At 64.7% G+C, this 19,190-nt stretch carries 16 protein-coding genes; 11 read left to right on the forward strand and 5 right to left on the reverse strand.

Going from position 1 to position 19,190, the window contains the following annotated elements:
* The first annotated feature begins 72 nt into the window (after window positions 1-72).
* Together E6C70_RS00470 and E6C70_RS00475 are read left to right on the forward strand one after the other, a co-directional pair.
* Window positions 73-1,284 (forward strand): glycosyltransferase family 4 protein, encoded by a 1,212-nt coding sequence (locus tag E6C70_RS00470; RefSeq protein ID WP_136421217.1) that lies wholly within the window; start codon window positions 73-75, stop codon window positions 1,282-1,284.
* 52 nt (window positions 1,285-1,336) lie between these two features.
* Window positions 1,337-3,370: a DUF7657 domain-containing protein gene (locus E6C70_RS00475; protein ID WP_136421219.1), complete on the forward strand. Its 2,034-nt coding sequence runs from the start codon at window positions 1,337-1,339 to the stop codon at window positions 3,368-3,370.
* A gap of 41 nt (window positions 3,371-3,411) precedes the next feature.
* Here E6C70_RS00475 and lhgO read toward each other — a convergent pair whose 3' ends face one another.
* The gene (gene lhgO, locus E6C70_RS00480) at window positions 3,412-4,602 is read right to left on the reverse strand and encodes an L-2-hydroxyglutarate oxidase (RefSeq protein WP_207669998.1); all 1,191 of its coding nucleotides are present in this window, start codon (window positions 4,600-4,602) and stop codon (window positions 3,412-3,414) included.
* On the opposite strand from lhgO, the gene E6C70_RS00485 reads away from it, so the two are divergent.
* Genes E6C70_RS00485 through E6C70_RS00495 form a run of 3 tightly spaced genes read left to right on the forward strand, consistent with a single transcriptional unit; the run spans window position 4,562 to window position 7,262 of the window.
* On the forward strand, window positions 4,562-5,854 hold the full coding sequence (locus E6C70_RS00485) for a DegT/DnrJ/EryC1/StrS family aminotransferase (RefSeq protein WP_235833211.1): 1,293 nt from the start codon (window positions 4,562-4,564) through the stop codon (window positions 5,852-5,854). The genes lhgO and E6C70_RS00485 overlap by 41 nt on opposite strands.
* Before the next feature lie 46 nt (window positions 5,855-5,900).
* Window positions 5,901-6,827, forward strand: coding sequence for an NAD-dependent epimerase/dehydratase family protein (locus E6C70_RS00490; protein WP_136421223.1), 927 nt, complete (start codon window positions 5,901-5,903; stop codon window positions 6,825-6,827).
* A 3-nt stretch (window positions 6,828-6,830) separates the two neighbouring features.
* On the forward strand, window positions 6,831-7,262 hold the full coding sequence (locus tag E6C70_RS00495) for an acyltransferase (RefSeq protein WP_136421225.1): 432 nt from the start codon (window positions 6,831-6,833) through the stop codon (window positions 7,260-7,262).
* Window positions 7,263-7,348: 86 nt separating this feature from the next.
* Here the strand turns inward: E6C70_RS00495 and E6C70_RS00500 are convergent, their stop codons facing one another.
* A complete protein-coding gene (locus E6C70_RS00500; protein ID WP_235833212.1) occupies window positions 7,349-8,317 on the reverse strand; it encodes a Gfo/Idh/MocA family oxidoreductase in 969 nt (322 codons plus the stop codon).
* Window positions 8,318-8,326: 9 nt separating this feature from the next.
* On the reverse strand, window positions 8,327-9,427 hold the full coding sequence (locus tag E6C70_RS00505; protein WP_136421227.1) for a DegT/DnrJ/EryC1/StrS family aminotransferase: 1,101 nt from the start codon (window positions 9,425-9,427) through the stop codon (window positions 8,327-8,329).
* Window positions 9,428-9,574: 147 nt separating this feature from the next.
* On the opposite strand from E6C70_RS00505, the gene E6C70_RS00510 reads away from it, so the two are divergent.
* The 5 genes from E6C70_RS00510 to E6C70_RS00530 all read left to right on the forward strand — a co-directional run bounded on the left by E6C70_RS00510 (window position 9,575) and on the right by E6C70_RS00530 (window position 15,639).
* Window positions 9,575-10,594 carry a lysylphosphatidylglycerol synthase domain-containing protein gene (locus E6C70_RS00510; RefSeq protein WP_168770824.1) on the forward strand — a complete coding sequence of 340 codons (1,020 nt, stop codon included), beginning with the start codon at window positions 9,575-9,577 and terminating at the stop codon, window positions 10,592-10,594.
* Window positions 10,587-11,303: an LbetaH domain-containing protein gene (locus E6C70_RS00515; protein WP_136421230.1), complete on the forward strand. Its 717-nt coding sequence runs from the start codon at window positions 10,587-10,589 to the stop codon at window positions 11,301-11,303. The genes E6C70_RS00510 and E6C70_RS00515 overlap by 8 nt, the downstream gene beginning before the upstream one ends.
* A complete protein-coding gene (locus tag E6C70_RS00520; RefSeq protein ID WP_136421232.1) occupies window positions 11,296-12,291 on the forward strand; it encodes a glycosyltransferase family 2 protein in 996 nt (331 codons plus the stop codon). The genes E6C70_RS00515 and E6C70_RS00520 overlap by 8 nt, the downstream gene beginning before the upstream one ends.
* Window positions 12,288-13,523, forward strand: coding sequence for a hypothetical protein (locus E6C70_RS00525; RefSeq protein WP_136421233.1), 1,236 nt, complete (start codon window positions 12,288-12,290; stop codon window positions 13,521-13,523). Before E6C70_RS00520 ends, E6C70_RS00525 begins: the two co-directional genes overlap by 4 nt.
* A gap of 73 nt (window positions 13,524-13,596) precedes the next feature.
* The gene (locus E6C70_RS00530; RefSeq protein WP_136421235.1) at window positions 13,597-15,639 is read left to right on the forward strand and encodes a DUF7657 domain-containing protein; all 2,043 of its coding nucleotides are present in this window, start codon (window positions 13,597-13,599) and stop codon (window positions 15,637-15,639) included.
* A 17-nt stretch (window positions 15,640-15,656) separates the two neighbouring features.
* Here E6C70_RS00530 and E6C70_RS00535 read toward each other — a convergent pair whose 3' ends face one another.
* Window positions 15,657-16,553, reverse strand: a complete 897-nt coding sequence (locus E6C70_RS00535; RefSeq protein WP_136421237.1) for a glycosyltransferase family 2 protein — start codon at window positions 16,551-16,553, stop codon at window positions 15,657-15,659.
* Window positions 16,554-16,708: 155 nt separating this feature from the next.
* On the opposite strand from E6C70_RS00535, the gene E6C70_RS00540 reads away from it, so the two are divergent.
* Window positions 16,709-17,878, forward strand: a complete 1,170-nt coding sequence (locus E6C70_RS00540; RefSeq protein ID WP_207669999.1) for a glycosyltransferase family 2 protein — start codon at window positions 16,709-16,711, stop codon at window positions 17,876-17,878.
* A 3-nt stretch (window positions 17,879-17,881) separates the two neighbouring features.
* Here E6C70_RS00540 and E6C70_RS00545 read toward each other — a convergent pair whose 3' ends face one another.
* Window positions 17,882-19,189 carry an O-antigen ligase family protein gene (locus E6C70_RS00545; RefSeq protein WP_136421239.1) on the reverse strand — a complete coding sequence of 436 codons (1,308 nt, stop codon included), beginning with the start codon at window positions 19,187-19,189 and terminating at the stop codon, window positions 17,882-17,884.
* Window position 19,190 lies beyond the last annotated feature (1 nt).

Genomic DNA, 19,190 nt, shown 5'->3' on the forward strand with positions numbered 1-19,190 from the left:
TGAGGCCGACAGATTGGTAGGCTAGGCCATTGCGTCAGCCGGCGCAGTCTCGCCGACACGACCACGAGCCACATGCGAATCGCCGTAGTAAACAACTTCTTTCCCCCGCGCCCAGGCGGATCTTCGCACCTCGCGGATCACCTCGCCAAGCGGTACGCGGCCGCAGGTCACGAGGTCCTGGTTCTCACCGCCAGCTACCAGAACGCTGCAGCGCAGGAAATACGCGATGGCATGACGATCATTCGGATTCCTGCCTGGACGCTGCCGAAGAACAGGTTCGCCGCAAACTTCGACATCGGCTTCACGACCTCCCCTCGTACGAAGAGGCGCGTGTTCGCCATCCTCGATGAGTTCGCGCCAGACGTGATTCATCAGCACGGCCAGTTCTTCGACCTCACCTGGATAACGGGGTGGTGGGCGCGAAGGCGGCGCGTCCCCACACTCCTCAGCATCCACACCCGACTCGAATCTCCGCTGAGTCGGGTGAACGACTTCATTTACGCGATGGCGGACCGCGTCATGGTCGTCCCAATGATGAGGCTGCACCGGCCCCGCCTTGTCGTGATGGACATTCTCATGGACCGATACGTCGACAAGCGCTATCGGCGTTCGGCCGGCGGGAAAGTGGTCATCCCGGTTGGAATCGACCCGCTCGTGCTCCGCGGAGGGGACGCCAGCGTCGCGCACGCGAAGCTGGGATTCTCAGACCGCCACATCGTGCTGTCGATCGGACACGTGATTCCCCAACGCAGCAGGATAGCTCTCGTCGAGGCTCTGCCGGAGATCCTCGAGGAGTACCCCGACATCGCTGTGGTCGTCATCGGTGGGGTGTATCACGACGAGTTCCTACATGTGGCGAAGCGTCTTGGCGTCGAGCATGCGATCATCGCCCTCGGCGCGCTGCCGCAACGCGAGATCCCCGACTACCTCGCTGCGGCCGACATGGAGGTGCACGAACTCGAGGGGATTGGCTTCGGCACCGCCAGCCTGGAGGCCCTCGCGGTCGGCATCCCTGTGGTGGCGGCCATCGAGACGAACAACTTCATCGACGTGCTCGTCGAGGACGGACGCGAACTCTTCTTAGTCGACAGCGTGGGTTCCACTGACGCGCGCGCCGACCCCCACTCGCTGGCTGCCGCGCTCAAGAGGGTGCTGAGAGACCCGGCCCATGCACGCTCCGTCGTAGGCGAGAACGCGAAGGCTTTCATCGACGAGCACTTCACGATCGATCGGGTGGCGGCCAAGCATCTCGAAGTCCTGGGAGAGATGGCGTCCGCTCGGTGACGCTCAGTCAAAGCCCGGGTTCGGATGATCTGTGTCGCTATGATCGATGCTCGTGCCCACCCTGAACAAGACCGTCCGCAGTGTTGCGGACCGCTATCGGAAGGCAACTACCCCGCGCCCTGACGGGCTTCCTCGTCGCCGGGTGGTCCTGCTACCGCTGCTGGCTCTCGCCGCGGTTCTCGCTATCCTCGTCGGACTCGGAATCACCGGCTCATCAACCGGTTATCTGAACCAGTTCGTCAGTAACGGGGCCGATAGTCGGCTTATTGCTGGCAAACCGCAGAGCATCCGCAGCGACGAATGGTTCGTGCAGTCGACGTGGACCGTTTCGCAGGTCGAGCAAGGCCTCCCACCCAGGAACACCTCGTTCCCGGGCGGAATGGACGCCACCGTGCAGCACGACCTGCCGACCCTGGACTGGTCGATGGTCTTCCATCCGCACTTGTGGGGCTTCCTCTTGATGCCCATCGACAATGCGATGGCACTCAAGTGGTGGCTACCAGCGTTCGCGATGATCGCGGCGATCTATCTGTTCGTCGTGACGATGCTCCCACGCCGCCCAGCGCTGGCTGCCGTGCTCGCCATCGGGTTCTTCTTCGCCCCCTTCTTCCAGTGGTGGTACCTCTCCATCACGTTTCTGCCGGTAGCCTGGGCCTTTCTTCTCATGGCCACCGTGATCTGGCTCATCAGGAGCGGGAAGCGGGCAGAGCGCTACGTCCTCTCAGGGCTGGTGGGCTACGGGGCGATCGTGGTCGGCACGTCGATCTACGCTCCATTCATCATCGCCGCCACGTGGCCGGCTGTCGGGTTCGCAGTCGGTTTTGTGCTGACCCGAACCTCCGGTCTCATCACCGGTTTCTGGCAGCGCTTGAAACGCCTGACCCCTCTGGCAGTCGCCGGAGGAGCGACGTTGCTGGGGCTCGGGCTGTGGCTGATGACGCGCTGGAGCACGATCGAAAGCTTCACTTCCACGGTGTATCCCGGCCAGCGCCTCCAAGCCGTCGGGCAGGCGACACGCGCTGACTTGTACTCCATCATGGGCGGAGTGTTCTCTCCGGGACTCGGCGCGGTCAATGGCGTGCCCATGGGCGTGAACGCGTCCGAGGGGTCCACGTTCCTCCTGCCGGGGGCTTTTCTGGTCCTGCCACTGGTCTGGCTAGTGGTGAGCGGGATCAGGAGGCGCCGATCAGTCGACTGGCTCTCGATCGTGCTTCTAGGCCTCGGGGTGGTCTTCGTGGCCTACCTGTTTGTGCCCGGTTGGGACGCGCTGTCCCACCTCATGCTGCTCGATCGAACCACGACCGGGCGATTGCGTTTGGGGCTCGGCATCCTCAGTCTGCTCATGGTGGTAGTGCTCGTGGTGCGGCTGAACGAAAGGCGAGACGAGGATGTAGAGCCGAAGCGCCTGCCGGTCTGGATCATCGTGATGGCTCCGCTGACCGCGTTGGGCGCCAACCTGATCGTTGCGCGCTGGCTGCACATGAGTGGATCCCCCCTCGTCACGCAGTGGACCGTCTGGATCGTCGTGCTCGTTCTCTTCGTCGGCGCTGTCCTGTTCCTCACCCTCGGACGACCGCTGGTGGGCGGCGTCGCGCTGCTCATTGCGTCGCTCCTGTGCGGAGCGGGCGTCAACCCGGTCTACGTCGGCGTCTACAACCTCAACGACACGAAGCTGGTCGCTGCACTCAAGGTGGTCTCGTCCCATGATTCGGAGTGGGTCGGCATCGGGGACACAGTCGTTCCTACCGTCGCTCTCGTCGAGTCGGGCCTGCATTCTTACAACGGCTTCCAGAGCTCGCCGTCGGATGACATGTGGTCGCAGATCGACCCAAGCGGTGCCAACGAAGTCGTCTGGAATCGGCTCGCCAACGTCTCGTGGGCGGCGGGCTCGGGCGCGCCTGCCCCTTACAACCCCGCGCCGGACCAGATCCATATGACGTTCGACTCGTGCAACGCCTTCGCGCAACACAACATCGACTTCGTGCTGTCGGAGAGGGCGCTCGCTCAGCCCTGCGTCGACCTCGTGAGGACCGTCCAAGAGGGACCGCAGACCTTCCGCATCTACGAAGTCACCCCCGCCCGGTGATACCGGCTCACTCGCATCGAGTGGGCCGTTATCCGTCAGTATCAGGCGTCGAGCCCGGCGTCTGCCGTGATGTGCCGCGCGATCTCCAACGCGCTCGTCGCTGCCGGCGATGGCGCGTTCAAGACGTGAATCTGATTGTTAGCCCGCTGGATGAGGAAGTCGTCTACCAACGCTCCCTGGCGAGTGATGGCTTGGGCGCGCACTCCGGAACCGGCCGCGAGAATGTCATTGCGTCCGATCGCCGGGACGAGGCGTGCGAGGCTGTTCGCGAACATACGTCGGGAGAACGATCGTGCCACCTCGGTCGCGCCGAGAGGGATGTTCCGGCTCGCCATCCGCAGGAACCCGGGGTAGAAGACGTCGCCGAGAGCCTCCTTCGGATTGATTGCCGTCCAGGAGTATCCCTCGCGCCCGAGCGCTGTCACCGCATTCGGACCGGCATGGACCGTTCCGTCGATCATGCGGGTGAGGTGCACGCCGAGGAAAGGCAGAGCCGGATCGGGCACGGGGTAGATGAGGCCGCGAACCAGTCTCCGCTTCTCGGGCCTGAGCTCGAAATACTCGCCCCGGAACGGGATGATCCGCGCCTCGGGTACGAGCCCGGCCATGCGGGCGATCCGGTCGCTGTAGAGGCCAGCGCAGTTGATGAGCAGGTCCGCGGACACCGAGCCCGACGCATGCTCGACTCGGACGCCCGAACCCGTCACGGAGATCCTGGTCGCCTGGGTCGATAGCAACATCTCGGCACCGGTCTCGACGGCCAGTTCGGCCAAGCGCCGAGAGACGGCACCGTAGTCGATGATGCCGGTGGTCTCTACGCGCAGGGCGGCGACGCACGCCACCTCCGGCTCGTACTCGGCCGCTTGGGAGGCCGTGAGCAACTGGACGGGTACTTTATTCTGGATGGCTCGCTCGTGCAGGGAGTGCAGGCGCGAGACCTCCTCGGGTCTGACCGCGACGATCAGTTTCCCGCAGATGTCGAACGGGAGGTCGTTCTCCGCCGCGAACCGGGACATCGACCCATTACCTGCCGTGCACATAGTCGCCTTGAGTGACCCCGGCTTGTAGTACGGACCGGCATGGATCACACCCGAGTTGTGGCCGGTCTGATGCGCGGCCCAGCTGGTTTCCTTCTCCATCACGGTGACCTGGTGCCCCAAGCGCGACGCCCGCTCGGCGACGGCCAGCCCGATGATGCCACCGCCGATGATGACGAGATGCTTGAAAGCCACTATTTACTCCTGCGCTCGCGAGACCCGCTCTTCTGTTCGAGGGGGGATTCGACCTTCGATACTATTAGGTGACACCGGGGGCATTCGTTCGTGCCCGCTGGAGAAACGTGAGGAACTCTTGTCAGACGTCGTGGCGCTCGGTCAACCAACTGTCGGTGAAGAGGAGATTGAGGCGATCAGGGCCGTCTTCGCTTCGGGCTGGCTCTCTGGCGCGGGACCGACTTGTCAGGCCCTCGAATCGCGCTTCGCGTCCGAAGTTGCGGGAACGGAGCACGCGCTGGCCACGAACAACTGCGGGGCAGCCCTTCATCTTGGGCTCACGGTCTTGGGCGCGGGCGGCGGCGACGAGGTCATCGTCGGTGATTACACCTTCCCGGCGACCGGGCATTCGGTCGCCTGGACCGGTGCGACTCCGGTCTTCGCCGACATCCGCCCCGACATCTGGAGTGTTGACCCCAAGGCCGTCGAGGCAGCGATCACCCCGCGAACCGTCGGGATCCTGGCCGTCGACGTCTTCGGCCAGCCGGCCGACTACGACGAGCTTCGTATCATCGCGGATCGGCACGGTCTGTGGCTGATGGAGGATGCGGCGTGCTCAGCCGGCGCGACCTACAAGGGTCGACCAGCGGGAAGTCTGGCCGACGTGGCCACTTTCAGCTTCCATGGGCGCAAGGGCATCACTGCCGGAGAGGGCGGAGCGCTCACGAGCGATGACGCCGAGCTCGTCGCGCATGCGCGCAAGCTCCACACTTACGGAATCGCACCCGCCATCAGCCGCGAGGGAAGCACCGACCTGCCGCTCCCGGAATTCGACGAGCTCGGCTTTAACTACCGCCTGTCCGACGTCGCGGCCGGGGTCATGCTCGCCCAGCTCGACCGCCTCCCCATGCTCCTCGCGAACCGACGGGCGATTGCCGCACGTTACTGCGAACTCCTGGATGACGTGGAGCGGGTCAGCGCTCCCGTCGCCCTAGCGGACCGCGAGCACCCTTGGCAGTCCTACGTCGTCACACTCGACGCCGATGTTGATCGTGGGGCCGTGGCCACCTACCTGAAACAGAACGGCATCCAGTGCAACTTCGGCACCTACGCCTCGCACCTCCAGCCCGTCTACGACCATCAGAGATCGCTTCCAGTATCGGCCTCTCTGTTCCGTCGTCATCTGGCAATCCCGATGCACGCCAACCTCACCGAATCCGAGGCGGAGCGCGTCATCGCGACGCTCGCGGATGCTCTTTCCTCCGTCGCGTGACAGGCGGCGCCAATGAATCACCGGCTATAGAAAAGGAACAAGCTTCGTGACCGAAAAGAAAGTACTCGTCATCGGGGGAGCAGGCTTCATAGGCCTGCACGTCGTCGAACAGCTGCTCGAGCAGGACTGGACTGTGAGGATCTTCGACAACATGGTGCGCGGTGACCGAGACCGCGCCGCGGAGCTCGCCAAGTCCGGCCGGGTGGACGTCATCGATCAGGACACCCGCAACGGTGCAGCCGTCTACTCGGCGATGAAGGGATACGACTACGTTATCCATCTCGCCGCCGACTCGATCAATAAGAGTGTCGCAGATCCTTACTCCTCGATCGATATCAACATGGTCGGGTCGCACAACGTGTTCGCGGCCGCCGCCGATCTCGGCGTCAAGCGTATCGTAGTCGCGTCGAGCGCCTCGGTCTACGGCGACCCTCAGAAGCTCCCGATGCACGAGGACGACAAGCTTGATCCCCTCACCCCCTATTGCATCGGAAAGCGGACGGGCGAGGACCTGCTGGGCTATTACGGGCGCTCGCGGGGACTCTCGTGGATCGCTTTGCGCTTCTTCAACGTTTATGGCGAGGGGCAGAAGACCACGGCCTACTACACCTCAGTGATCAACCACTTCGTCAACCGTCTCAAGAACGGGGAGGCGCCGATCATCGATGGCGAGGGCAAGCAGTCGATGGACTTCATCCACGTTCGCGACATCGCTCGAGCCGTCGTGCTTTCCCTCACCAGCGAGACGGGAAACGTTCCCATCAACGTGGGGACCGGGATCGACACGACCGTCGCCGAGTTGGCTCATATCCTCATCGACGCGGTCGGCGTCGACGTAGAGCCACAGTTCAATCCGCGCGACGTCCTCGTCTCGCGCCGCGCTGCCGACACAACGCGGGCCAAGGACATCATCGGCTTCGAGGCGACCATCCCCGTTCGCGAGGGCATGACGGCCCTGGTTCAGAGCTCCTGAACCATGTCTGACGGTCTCCCGAAAAATCCGTACAACGAGCATTCGTGGATCATTGGTGAGCCGACGATCGGTGAAGGCACCTGGATAGGTGCCTTCACCGTCATCGACGGGTCGGGCGGACTGGAGATCGGGCCAGGCTGCGACATCTCATCCGGTGTCCATATTTACACCCACTCGAGCGCGCTGCGCTGCGTTTCTGGTCGTTTGTACCCGAATGTCGATCGTGCCTCCGTGCGTATCGGTTCACGCGTGTTCATCGGCGCAAACGCGGTGATCAACAAAGGCGTCTACATCGGCGATGAGGCGATCATCGCTGCGGGCGCGGTCGTCACGGCGGACGTGCCACCCCGCACGGTGGTGGGCGGAGTACCTGCCCGGGCCATCGGTCGCGTAGACCTGAGCGACCCCAGTAACCCGCGAACCACCGCGCTCTGACGACGAGCGTACGGTTGTGGTGGGGGCGACAACCGTACAGTTGCGATATAAAGCCGCCGCAGACTAATCTGATCGCCCCGCGCTGTCTACAGCGCCGCGTCTGCCTCGCTCTGCTTAAGAGTCTCGACTATCCGATGGGCGGGGAGTAAAGAGCTTCTCTCGTGCTCGGCATCCACCCTGCCGTCGATGAGGCCGACGAAGTGCTCGAGTTGTGCAGCCAATGGCTCCAAGGAAGTAAGGAGCTCAGGGATCTCGATGACCGTCTGCTGACGATAGCCGCGTCCCTCGGCGTCCGCAGGCTGGTCCGACACGTGACGATAGACTGTGACATCGCGGCGTAGCAGGTCGACCTCGATCAACTTGTCGAGATCGTGGATGCTCATGGAGCGGATCTTGCGCTGGCCCACTCGACTCGCGGAGATGTGCGCGACGCGACCGCCGCTGTACGACAGGACGGCCTCTGCGACGTCCTCGGCTCCGGCAACGGACGAGGGGTGAAAGTGCCCCAACGCACCGCTGATCCGGTCGGGCTCTCCGCCGAGGATGGAGGCCGCAAGATCTACATCATGGACGAGGAGGTCCCACCCGACACCTGTTCGGATTCGCGGCGCATATGGAGAATGCCGGGTAGCAGTGACGAATTTCGGATCCTCGACGAGGGCCTTGGCCGTGATGACCGCTGGATTGAAGCGCTCGAGCAGCCCGCACATCATCGGAATGCCTCGCTGCGCGGACAAATCTATGATCGCAGTGGTCTTGTCGAGACCGTCGGCGACAGGCTTCTCGACGAGCAACGGCTTGTCGGCGTCGAGCACGATCCTCGCCAAGTCGAAGTGTGCTTCAGTCGACGCGGCGATGACGACCGCATCCACGTCGTCGAGGTCCCCGATCTCCGGTCGCCACGTCGCACCGTACTTCTCGGAGGCGGCTTGGCCAGCATCTTGGCGACCGTCGACGATCACCGCGAGATCGGCATGCTGCGATTGCGCGATGACCCGCGCGTGCAGCGAACCCATCGATCCGGCGCCGATGAGCATGATGCGGGGGTACGACACGTCGTTCTCCTAGGCGTCCACGATCGCGGCGAGTGATGCCACGATGTGGTCGAGGTCTGCGGGGGTGAGGTGCGGATGCACGGGGAGGGAGAGGACCTCCGCGACGACGCGCTCGGCGACCGGATACTCATCGATGATCACCTCAGGACGCCCGCGGTAGGTCTCGTAATCGAAGACGAGCTTCGGGTAGTAGATGCCCGATGACACGCCGCGCTCGCCCAACTTGGCGACGACTTCCTCGCGGCTCACACCCGCTTCCTCGGTGACGCGGATTGTGTACTGGTGCCAGACATGGCGACGTCCGGCGAGTTCGCGGGGAGGGACGATGCCGCGGATTCCCTCCAGTCCAGCGGTCAACCGTTTGGCGTTGGCGCGGCGCGCTGCGACGATTCCGTCGTATCGACCGATCTGTGGGATCCCGATCGCCGCCTGCAGGTCCGTCATGCGCCAATTGTGCCCGGCCACCTCGTACTGGTATCGGGCTCGCATGCCCTGATTGCGCAGGATGCGCAGGCGATCCGCGAGCACATCGTCATCAGTGGTGATCATCCCGCCTTCGCCAGTCGTGATGTTCTTCGTGGCATAGAAGGAGAACGACCCCAGGCCGTATGTGCCGGCCGATCGTCCGCCTATAGCGGCGCCGTGAGCCTGCGCTGCATCCTCCACGATCGCCAGTCCACGAGAATCGGCCAGCGAGGAGATCGCTACCATGTCGGCGATCTGCCCATACAGGTGCACCGGCATGAGTACGCGCGTGCGCTCGGTGAGCCCGGCCTCGAGCGTCGCGGCGGTGACGTTGAAATCGTCAGCGGAGATGTCAGCGAAGCGCGCGGTGGCTCCGGCCTCGAGGATCGCGTTGAGCGTTGCCACGAAGGTGAAAGGGCTGGTCAGCACCTCATCGCCCGGATTCAGATCGAGAACGTCGATAGACGCCACGAGCGACGTGGTGCCATTGTTGACGGCGACGGCGTGCCGAACGCCGATCATCTCGGCGAACGCCTCTTCAAACTCCTTTACGCGCGGACCTTGGGCTATTCCTCCCGATTTCAGGGCCTCGAGAACGAGTCGCTCCTCGTCCTCGCCGAACTCGACGACGGTAATCGGTATCATGAAACCTGCTTTAGTCCCGGGCGCCAGTTCGACGCATTCACCGGTCAATCCTAGGGCGAAGCCAGACCTTCCCCCAGACAGCCAGTGCCGGCCCGTCATGAAGTCAGGGCTCCCCACCAGAACGACAGTAGAGATCGAATGAATCGCATGAAGGCGTTTGCTCCCCGCGCGCTCAACATCCTCCGCTACCTCCTGCTCGTCGTGGTGATCGGATTCGCGGTGTACTACCTCGTATCGCAGTGGGGCGAGGTCGAGAGCGCGCTTGAAGTGATCTCGTGGCAGTCCGCCTTGCTCTCATTCATTCTTGTGCTCGTAGGGCTCGGGTTCGGCACTCTCAGCTGGGTTGCGGTATTGAACGGTCTCGGGCCCCGAGTTCCGGCCCTTCGAGCCTCTCAGGTTCTCCTCGTCGGGCAGCTGGGCAAGTACGTGCCCGGCTCGGTGTGGTCGTACGTCATGCAAATGGAGCTCGGGAAGCAATATGGCATTCTCCGTCCTCGCGTATTGGTCACGGCTCTCTACGCCGCCGGCATAGGCGTAGTGTCCTCGCTCCTGCTAGGCGCTCTCGCGCTCCCCGTCGTCATACAGAATCACCCTGAACTGCTCTGGCTGTTCCTTCTTCTTCCGGTTGGGCTGGTGTGCCTGCATCCGCGAGTTATGACCTTTCTCGCCTCCTGGGTTCTCAAACTGTTCCGTCGACCGCCTTTGGAGCACCAGGTGACGTTTCCGGTCGTCATCAAGGCCGTCGGATGGTCCCTGCTCTCGTACGTCGCCTACGGCGCCCACCTCTGGATCTTGGTGAACTCGCTGGTCGATCCGGATGTCGGAACCCTCATTCTCCTGACCGGTGCTATCTCACTCGGGTTCACGGTAGGACTCATTGCCTTCATCTTCCCGTCGGGGCTCGGTGTGCGCGAAGCGATCCTCATCGGGGCGATGACCCTCCTGCTGACCGTGCCGCAAGCCACCGCGATCAGTCTGGTCTCGCGCGCGATGTTCACCGCGGCGGACCTCTTCGCCGCGGGCATCGCGATCCTGTTCGTCGTCATCTGGAAACGTCGAGTCTCGCGAGAGACGACCGCCTACTTACGCGAGGAAGTCCGGTACGAGCACTCCACAGATCCGGCGCGTCTGGGCACGGCGTCGAACGGCGGTCGGGAGAGTGAATAGCATCCATCCGAGCGCGATCCTCGAGGGTGACATCACTATCGGCACGGGCAATACCATCGGCGCGCATGCGGTCATCTACGGTCCCGTCACGATCGGCGACGACAACTGGATCGGAGCCGGTGTCGTGATCGGCGCTCCGCCCGAGGTCCGCTCCTTCTCGCATCCTCGCCATGGTGCGTCGGACGAGATCCACGGCGTGGTCATCGGCGACCGGAACGTCATCCGGGAGTATGCCCAGATTCATCAAGGATGGAAGGCGACGACCACCGTCGGAGACGACACCTTCATCATGAACCAGGTTTATGTGGCGCATGATTGCAGGCTCGGCGACGGTGTCACCCTGGCATCGAGCGTACTTCTGGCGGGTCATGTGCAGATCGGAGCTGGAGCGAATCTCGGGCTCGGAGCGAGCGTGCACCAGGGACGGTACGTGGGCGATGCGGCGATGGTCGGAATGGCCGCCGTGGTGACGCGCGACATTCCCCCCTACGCCAAGGCGTACGGCAGTCCCGCCCGCGTCGTCGGAGCCAACGTCATTGGCATGCGCCGTAGCAGTATCGCCGACACCGTGATAGCAGACCTCTCGCACCTCTTCGAGTCCGCCGATTGGTCCGAGGGCGTGATTGCCTTCTCGAATGCCGTAGGGCTCGAGAACGCCATCGATGCTTGGCGCACCCGGCACCACCCAGCGGTGGCGGCCGATGCCTGACGCTCTCAGCGTCTCCGTCGCTCTCTGCACCCACAACGGCTCTCGTTTCGTGGGCGCCCAGCTCCGGTCGATTCTGGAGCAGACTCGTCTACCCGGGGAGATCGTCGTGTCGGATGACGCGTCGACGGACGACACCATCGCCGTGATCTCCGCCGAACACGCACGGTGGTCTCAGAACTCGTCCCAGGTCGTTCGCCTGGACATTCAGCGAAACGAGGTCGCGCTCGGCGTCACAGCGAACTTCGCCTCCGCGGTCACTCGCTGCTCTGGCGACCTGATCGCCCTCTCCGACCAGGACGATTTCTGGCGGCCCAACCGGCTCGAGAGGATCGTCGCTGTCTTCGAGGCACGACCTGAGGTGCTTCTGGTGCACTCGGATGCCCGCTTGGTCGACGAAGACGGCGCGTCGCTGGACTCCGGTCTCTTCGACACGCTCCACCTCAGCGATCGGGAACGGCACGCGGTCGCCTCCGGTCACGCATTCGGCGCCCTGATGCGTCGGAACTTCGTGACCGGCGCGACGACGGTGGTGCGTCGGGGCCTCGTAGAGAGAGCGCTGCCATTCCCCGTCTCCTGGGTGCATGACGAGTGGTTGGCCGTGGTCGCGGCCGCGACAGGCAGCGTGGTTCTGCTCGACGAGCAGCTGATCGACTACCGGCAGCACGGTGGCAACCAGATTGGGGCGTCGACGTTGACCCCCTCCTCTCGGATCGGTCGTCTCACTGCGCACCGAACCGAACGGAACGCTCGCCTCCTCGCCCGCGCCCGCGACCTCGAGGGGAGGATGCTCGAAATGGATCCTCGCCCGTCCGATGGTGCGGTCGCCATGACTATCGAGAAGGCAGCCCACGAGATCGTGAGAGACTCCCTACCGGCTCCGCGCCTCCGCCGAGTCGCGCCGGTCTGGAGCGAATGGCGCCGCGGCCGATACAACACATGCGGACTCGGCCTGCAGGACGTGCTGCGCGACCTCGTTCAGCCGATATGAGGAAGCTCTCCGGATTCACTCTGGTGCTTCTGGCGACCGCGATCGCGGGCCTGAGCGGCTACCTCATCACCTGGCTGGTGCCACGGGTGATCGGATTCGCCGCCTACGCGGACTTCGCGGTGTTCTGGTCGCTGCTCTTCTTGGTCGTCAGTGCCCTCTCGGGTATCCAGCAAGAGGTGACCCGTTCGACCAGCGCACCGCGCAGAGCAGCGGTCTCGAGTCGCCACCAGGCGCCCATCTTCGCCGGCGTCGTCGCACTCATCGTGTTCCTCGTCGTCCTGCTGTCCTCGCCGCTCTGGCGGACTGCATTCGCGGCGGCGGACTCCGCACTCGTGTGGCCACTAGCGCTGGGAGCCGCCGTGAGCGTGCTCGTCGCCGTTCTGACCGGCACGGCGTACGGGACCAAGCAATGGCCGATCGTCTTCCTGGTCGTGGTGGTCGAGGCACTCGTCAGGGTGGTCGGAATCGCCCTGGGTCTGGTGTGGACCAATTCCGTCGTCGATCTGGCGTGGCTCGTCGTGCTGCCGTTCGCCGTCGCGCTGCTGATCACGCTGCCGATTGCTCTCTGGACCCGGACGGCGTCGCTCCACTTCGACGTCGGCTATCGCGATTTGAGCTGGAATGTGGCACGCACGGTCGCCGCGGCGGCTTCCATGGGTCTGCTGGTGAGCGGATTTCCCTTCATTCTCGCGGCGACCTCCCGCACCGTTTCCGCCTCCGAGCTGGGACTGCTCGTGCTGGTCGCGACTCTTGTGCGTGCGCCCTTGATCGTGACGGCCATGGCGCTGCAAAGCTACCTGATCGTCTTCTTTCGCGATCATCGGGCGCCCTTGCTCCGCTCCGTGGTTCGGCTCGAAGCATTGGTAATCTCCCTCGCCATCGCGCTGGGTGCACTCGGCTGGTTGATCGGTCCGGTGGTCTTCACCCTGCTCTTCCCCAATCAGGCGGTTCCGTCGGGTGGGCTCGTCGGCGTCCTGGTGCTGTCCTCCGGCCTCGTCGCCGCCCTCTGCGTCAGCGCGCCAGCCGTGCTGGCGCTCGGCAGACACGGGGTGTTCACGGCGGGCTGGCTCGTGGCCGCATTCAGCACAGTGGCCTGCCTCCTGCTGCCGATGGCGTTTCTCGATCGCGCCGTCCTCGCGCTCGTCCTGGGCCCGGTGGCCGGTCTGGTGGTCCACAGCGCGTACCTTGTGATCGCGCGGACGACGTATCCCGAGCCGGCGTCCGCGGGCTGAATTCCCGATCGGCGAAGGCGCGGATATCCTCGAGGGGGGCGAAGGGCGTCCACCGCCAACCAGGAGGATGCTCGTGCCAGAAGCTGCCACCATCGAGCCACGAGATTCCCGGTGGACACCACTGCGCAGATGGACGATCGCATACCGGCGCCAGATCCAGCCCGGCCCGGACGGCCTTCCGCGGATGCGGGTTCTGCTCGCCTTCCCGGCACTCCTGCTCATCCTCGGCATCGTCCTCGTTGGTTTCGGCATCAACGGATCCTCGTCCGGCGCGTTTCACTCCGACATCGCTTACGGATCCGATCCAGCCCTCCTCGCCGGTGGCCCCCAGCTGACGCGCTCCGACGAGTGGAACGTGCAGACGGTCTGGGCGATCGCGCAGATCGAGCAAGGGCTTCCGCTCGAGAACCAGACGTTCCCCGGCGGGATGGATGCCACCGTTCCCCAGGATCTTCCGCGGGCGGACTGGTCGGTGGCCTTCCGGCCGCACCTTTGGGGCTTCCTGTTCCTCGACCCCGGACATGCGATCGCCTTCAAGTGGTGGCTGCCCGGACTCGCATTGGCGGCGGCGGCGTACGCGTTCCTCGTCACAGTAATGCCCCGGCGGCCTGGTGTCTCCGCGATGCTTGCCATCGGCTTCTTCTTCAGCCCACTCTTCCAGTGGTGGTACCTCGCGACCACCCTCTGGCCGGCGGCGTGGGCCCTCGCGATGATGGCCGCCCTTGTCTGGGCGTTCCGAAGCAACTCCCGCGCCTCGCGGTGGATTTGGGCTGCCATCATCGGCTACCTGACTGTGGTGATGGCCATGGGCATCTACGTACCGTTCATCGTTCCGGCTGTCATCGTGGTCGCATTCTTTACAATCGGTCTGGTCATCGACCAGGGGCGGCGCGGAATGCCGTTTCGTCGCATCTTCGCGCGCGTGGCGCCCATCGTGGTAGGGGGAGTGGTCGCGTCGGCCATCACCCTCGTCTGGTTGTACGAGAAGCGCACCACGATCGATGCCTTTCTCGGCACCGCCTATCCCGGTGCGCGCAGCACGCCCACAGGAGGTAGCGACGCGCTCACGTTCGCATCCGCCGTCGGCTCCTCGTTCACGCAGGCACTCAACTCGCAGCGCCCCGGCCTGCTCGGTGCGAACTCTTCCGAGGCGTCGACGTTCTTCTACATCGGCATTTTCCTGCTCCCCGTCATCGTCTGGATTATCGTGCGGCAGGCCCGCTCCCACCGCAGGCTGCCGTGGGAGCTCATCGCGCTCACTACCTCCGTCGTGCTCCTGCTCGCCTACCTCTACATCCCCGGATGGGATGCGGTGGCCAAGGTGTTCCTGCTCGACAAGACGATCGCCGCACGCGTGCGTCTCGGACTCGGACTGGCCTCCCTCGGGATGCTCGCGTACACGATCCGCTACCTCGACGAGCACAGGGTGAAGGCGGGACTCTGGCTGTCGGCGATCCCCGCCGGGCTGTTCCTCCTCTCCCAGTTCGCGATCGGCTTCGTGGCATGGCGGGCGATCCCCGCCATGCTGGATCCGGTGCTGTTCTGGCCGCTCTGGGCCGTGCTCTCGGCCGCAGTTATCTTCCTCGTGCCGCGCCGCCGCATCCGTCTCGCCGCCGCGGCGTTCCTCATCGTGACGGTCGCCGGGTCAGGTCTCAGCAATCCGGTGTATGTCGGTGTGCTCGACCTGCGATCCACGGCGGTCTCGCAGGCCGTGCAGAAGATCGACGACGCGGATCCGCAGCCCTGGGTTGGCGTGGGTAACCGGCTGACAACGGCTGTGCTCCTGGAATCGGGGGTCGAGGCCTACAACGGCTTCCAGGGGGCCCCGTCGAGACAGATGTGGGGCGTGATCGACCCGAGTTCCCAGTATGAGTACCAGTGGAACCGCCTTGCCGGAGTCAACTGGGTGCCGGGACCGGGTGAGCCGGTCGTGAGCAACCCCGCCGCCGACCAGATCGAGGCGACCTTCGACGGATGCTCGGCCTTCGCGCAGCGGAACGTCGGCTACGTGCTCTCGAGCGATAAACGGCTCGACACGACGTGCCTCGAAGAAGTGGACAGTTTCGAGTACCCGAAAGCCACGCAGACCATCTACCGCGTTGTTCCGCAGGGCTGACCGGCCGAGAAGTGAGGTCAGCGATCGAGGCCGATGCCCATCGCATGCCGGATCAGCAGCGACCCGGCCCCCGGAGTTCCTCCGCGGACGGCACCAGGAAGCTGGGTAAGAGCGTTGATGCGCGAGGAGAGATGCACTTTTGCCGCTCGCTCGGCGCGTTTCCAGCCCCGCGCTCGGAACTCGGCAGCGAGCAGACGGAAGAAGCGCTGCTCCTCCGCGAACCGCGATCCGTCGACGGCGCGCCACGAGGAGACGCTCGACGAGTGCCTGCGGTACTCGAACACCACGGTGTCGTCGAGGACGAGCGTTCCCCCCCGATAGAGCAGGTCGATCGCGAGCGCGAGGTCCTGCACGATGCGGTACTCGGGCCGAAAACCGACCGACTGCACCTCGCTGCGTCGCCACGCGATGGCCGGGAAGTTCATCCAATTGCCGCGTGTGAGGCTGGTGGCGAGATCCTGCCCGCCGAGTTCTACGGTTCCTCTAGACCGCGGGCGGTAAAGCGCCTTCGCCCGGTCGACGAGGGGCGTCGCCCGGCCGCCGTTCTCGTCGATGACGCGCGTTCCGGGATGGATGAACGCGGCCTGCGGGTGCTGATCGGCGAGGAGGGTGATGCGAGCGACGTAGCCGGGCAGCAGGATGTCGTCGCAGCCCATGATCGTCAGCCAGTCGTCGTCCGCGCGGTCGATCGCCGTCTGGAAGGTGGCGTTGATCCCCTTGTTCTCGGTATTCCGGTAGTAGCGGATGCGCGGGTCGCCGATCGCCTGCACACGGCGGCCGGGTTCCTCATCGGGATTGTGGTCGTCGATGATCACGAGACGCCAGTCGGGATCGGTCTGGGCCAGCACGCTGTCGACGGCTGCGAGGAAGTGGTCGGTGCGTCCGTAGAACGGCATCATGATGTCCAGGGTCACGGGCTGGGTCGCTCCAGGATCTCGCGGATGAGGCCGGTCGGCCGACGGTCCATCTTCCCACCCGCCGCGGCTTGCCGGTCGTGGCGCCGGGCTGGAGGGAGGGTGGGTCTCGATTAGGATGTTTCGGACCTGCGCCTTCTCGTCTTTAGGAACCCATGACATTCCCAGCTGACATCGAACTGTCTATCGTGATGCCCTGCCTCAACGAGGCAGAGACCCTCGCCATCTGCATCGATAAGGCGCAGGGGTACCTAGCCCGGTCGGGTGTCGCGGGCGAAGTGATCATTGCCGACAACGGGAGCACCGACGGATCGCAGCAGATCGCCGCCGAAGCCGGCGCGCGCGTCGTTCCGGTCGCCGACAAGGGCTACGGCAACGCGCTCATGGGCGGCATCGTCGCCGCGCACGGCACCTACGTCATCATGGGCGACGCCGACGACAGCTACGACTTCAGCAAGCTCGACCCGTTCGTAGAGCGGCTGCGCGCCGGCGACGAGCTGGTCATGGGCAATCGCTTCCGCGGAGGCATCGCCCCCGGTGCCATGCCTCCTCTACACAAGTACCTCGGCAATCCGGTGCTGTCCACGGTCGGGCGAGTGCTGTTCCGGTCGGATATCAAGGATTTCCACTGCGGATTGCGCGGCTTCAACCGCGAGTCGATCCTGAACCTCGGCCTGATCACGACGGGCATGGAGTTCGCCAGTGAGGTTGTCGTAAAATCCACCTTGGGCGGTCTCCGCATCAGCGAGGTGCCGACCACGCTGGACAAGGATGGCCGCAGCCGCCCGCCGCACCTACGCAGCTGGCGGGACGGATGGCGGCATCTCCGGTTCCTCATGCTGTTCAGCCCGCGCTGGTTGTTCCTCATCCCCGGCCTCATCGGCTTCGTCGTCGGGATGATCGGCACGATCGGCCTCATGTTCGGCCCGCTCGTAGTTGGAAACGTCGGTTTCGATGTGTCGAGCCAGGTCTACCTCGCTGCATTGACGGTCGTCGGATGGCAAGCCGTGCTGTTCGCGCTGTTGACCAAGCTCTATGCCCGCCACGAAGGCTTCTACCTTCCGAGAAGTCGAAGCTTCGAACGCTTCGCGGAACGGGCGACATTGGAGAACGGTGCCCTCATCGGAGTCGGACTTTTCATCCTCGGCGTGGTTATCGGAATCGTTCAGCTCGTCGCATGGGGCGCGAGCGGATTCGGGTCGCAGGATCCGATCGACACGATGCGACTGGCGGTCCCGGCCGCGCTGTTCCTGATGCTCGGAGCCCAGACCGTCATGGCCAGCATGTTCCTGGGCATCCTGTCTATCGACGTCCGCCGAGCCTGAGGATCACTCGCTCGGAACCGGACCAGGTCCCGGCACCCGCCGCCGCAGCGCCTCCCGCCAACTCATCGATCGAGACGCCTTGATCGAGCACACCACGAGGAGCAGCCATCCGCTCTCGAACAGGGCGCTGCTCTCGGCCAGCGAGACGGTCGCGAGCGCCACGAGGATCAGCGCCAGCCAGGCGTAGACGACGCTCTTCTTGTCGGATGCCAACAGCCACGCGCGCACCAGAGCGAGTCCGAGCAAGGCCAAGAAGGCGACGAACCCGACCAGACCCAGCTGGAAGTACACGTCCACGTAGGCACTCAGGCCGGTGCCGTTGACCGTGCCGGTGGCGAGATTCAGCCAGAGGAACGGGGGAGAGGTGGGCCAGGCGCCGACCCAGCCCCAGCCCTGCAGCGGGTTGGTGGCCAGGTAGCGCTCCATCTCCTGCCAGAGCCGGAGCCGGGTCTCGAGCTCGCTGCCGGCGTTCAGGAAGGAGAGCACACGCCCACGCACCGCCCAGATCAGCACCCCGGCGATGATCACCCCGGCCGCGATGGCGATCTGCCAGATCCAGCGAACGGATGCCGGCGCCCGCCGAACACCGAACAGGGCGAGCGAGGCGACAGCGACTACGGCGAGCACGCCGATCACTACCGGCGAGCCCGACAGCAGCACGCAGACGGCCGCCAACAGGAGCGACCAGCGCCCGAGCGTGCGCGGGATCGAGTGCGTGAGTGTCTCGACCGCGAACGTGATCAGTGCGATGAGCGCGACGAAGCCGAGCTCATTGCGCGTGCCGAAGACACCTTGGATGGGTCCGAGCGAGGCCAAACGGCCCTCGATGCCGAGGAAGCGGATGGGCATGTCGATGAGGACCCCCGAGAACACCTCGAGCACGAGGGAGACGATCAGCAGGGTACGCAGCGCACCTCCGACTGCCCGGACGACCTGGATCGTGTCACGTAGTACGGCGACGTAGAACCCCAGTACGCCGAACGCCAGAAGATAGCCGACCCTGACGCCCGACACCGTCGTGGAGGTCGCCCACGAAATCGAGACCGTCGCCCATCCGACGAAGACGATCAACGAGATGGGAAGTGTGCCGTGCCACTCCAGGTGCGAGCGCCGGAACCACAGCGATACAGCGGCCAGCCCGATGAGGCCGAGTACGACCGCCACGAGTCCTGGCCAGCCGATCAGGCTGCGAATCAGGTGCGTGCCGAACCCCGTCAGGAAGATCAAGGACGCGACGGCGGAAGCGAACATCGCGGACCCGAGGAAGTCGCGCGCCGCCGACGGCAGGAGCGGAGCGGATGGCGTCGCCATG

Source organism: Orlajensenia flava (assembly GCF_004801905.1).
In the GTDB taxonomy this organism is placed as follows: domain Bacteria; phylum Actinomycetota; class Actinomycetes; order Actinomycetales; family Microbacteriaceae; genus Orlajensenia; species Orlajensenia flava.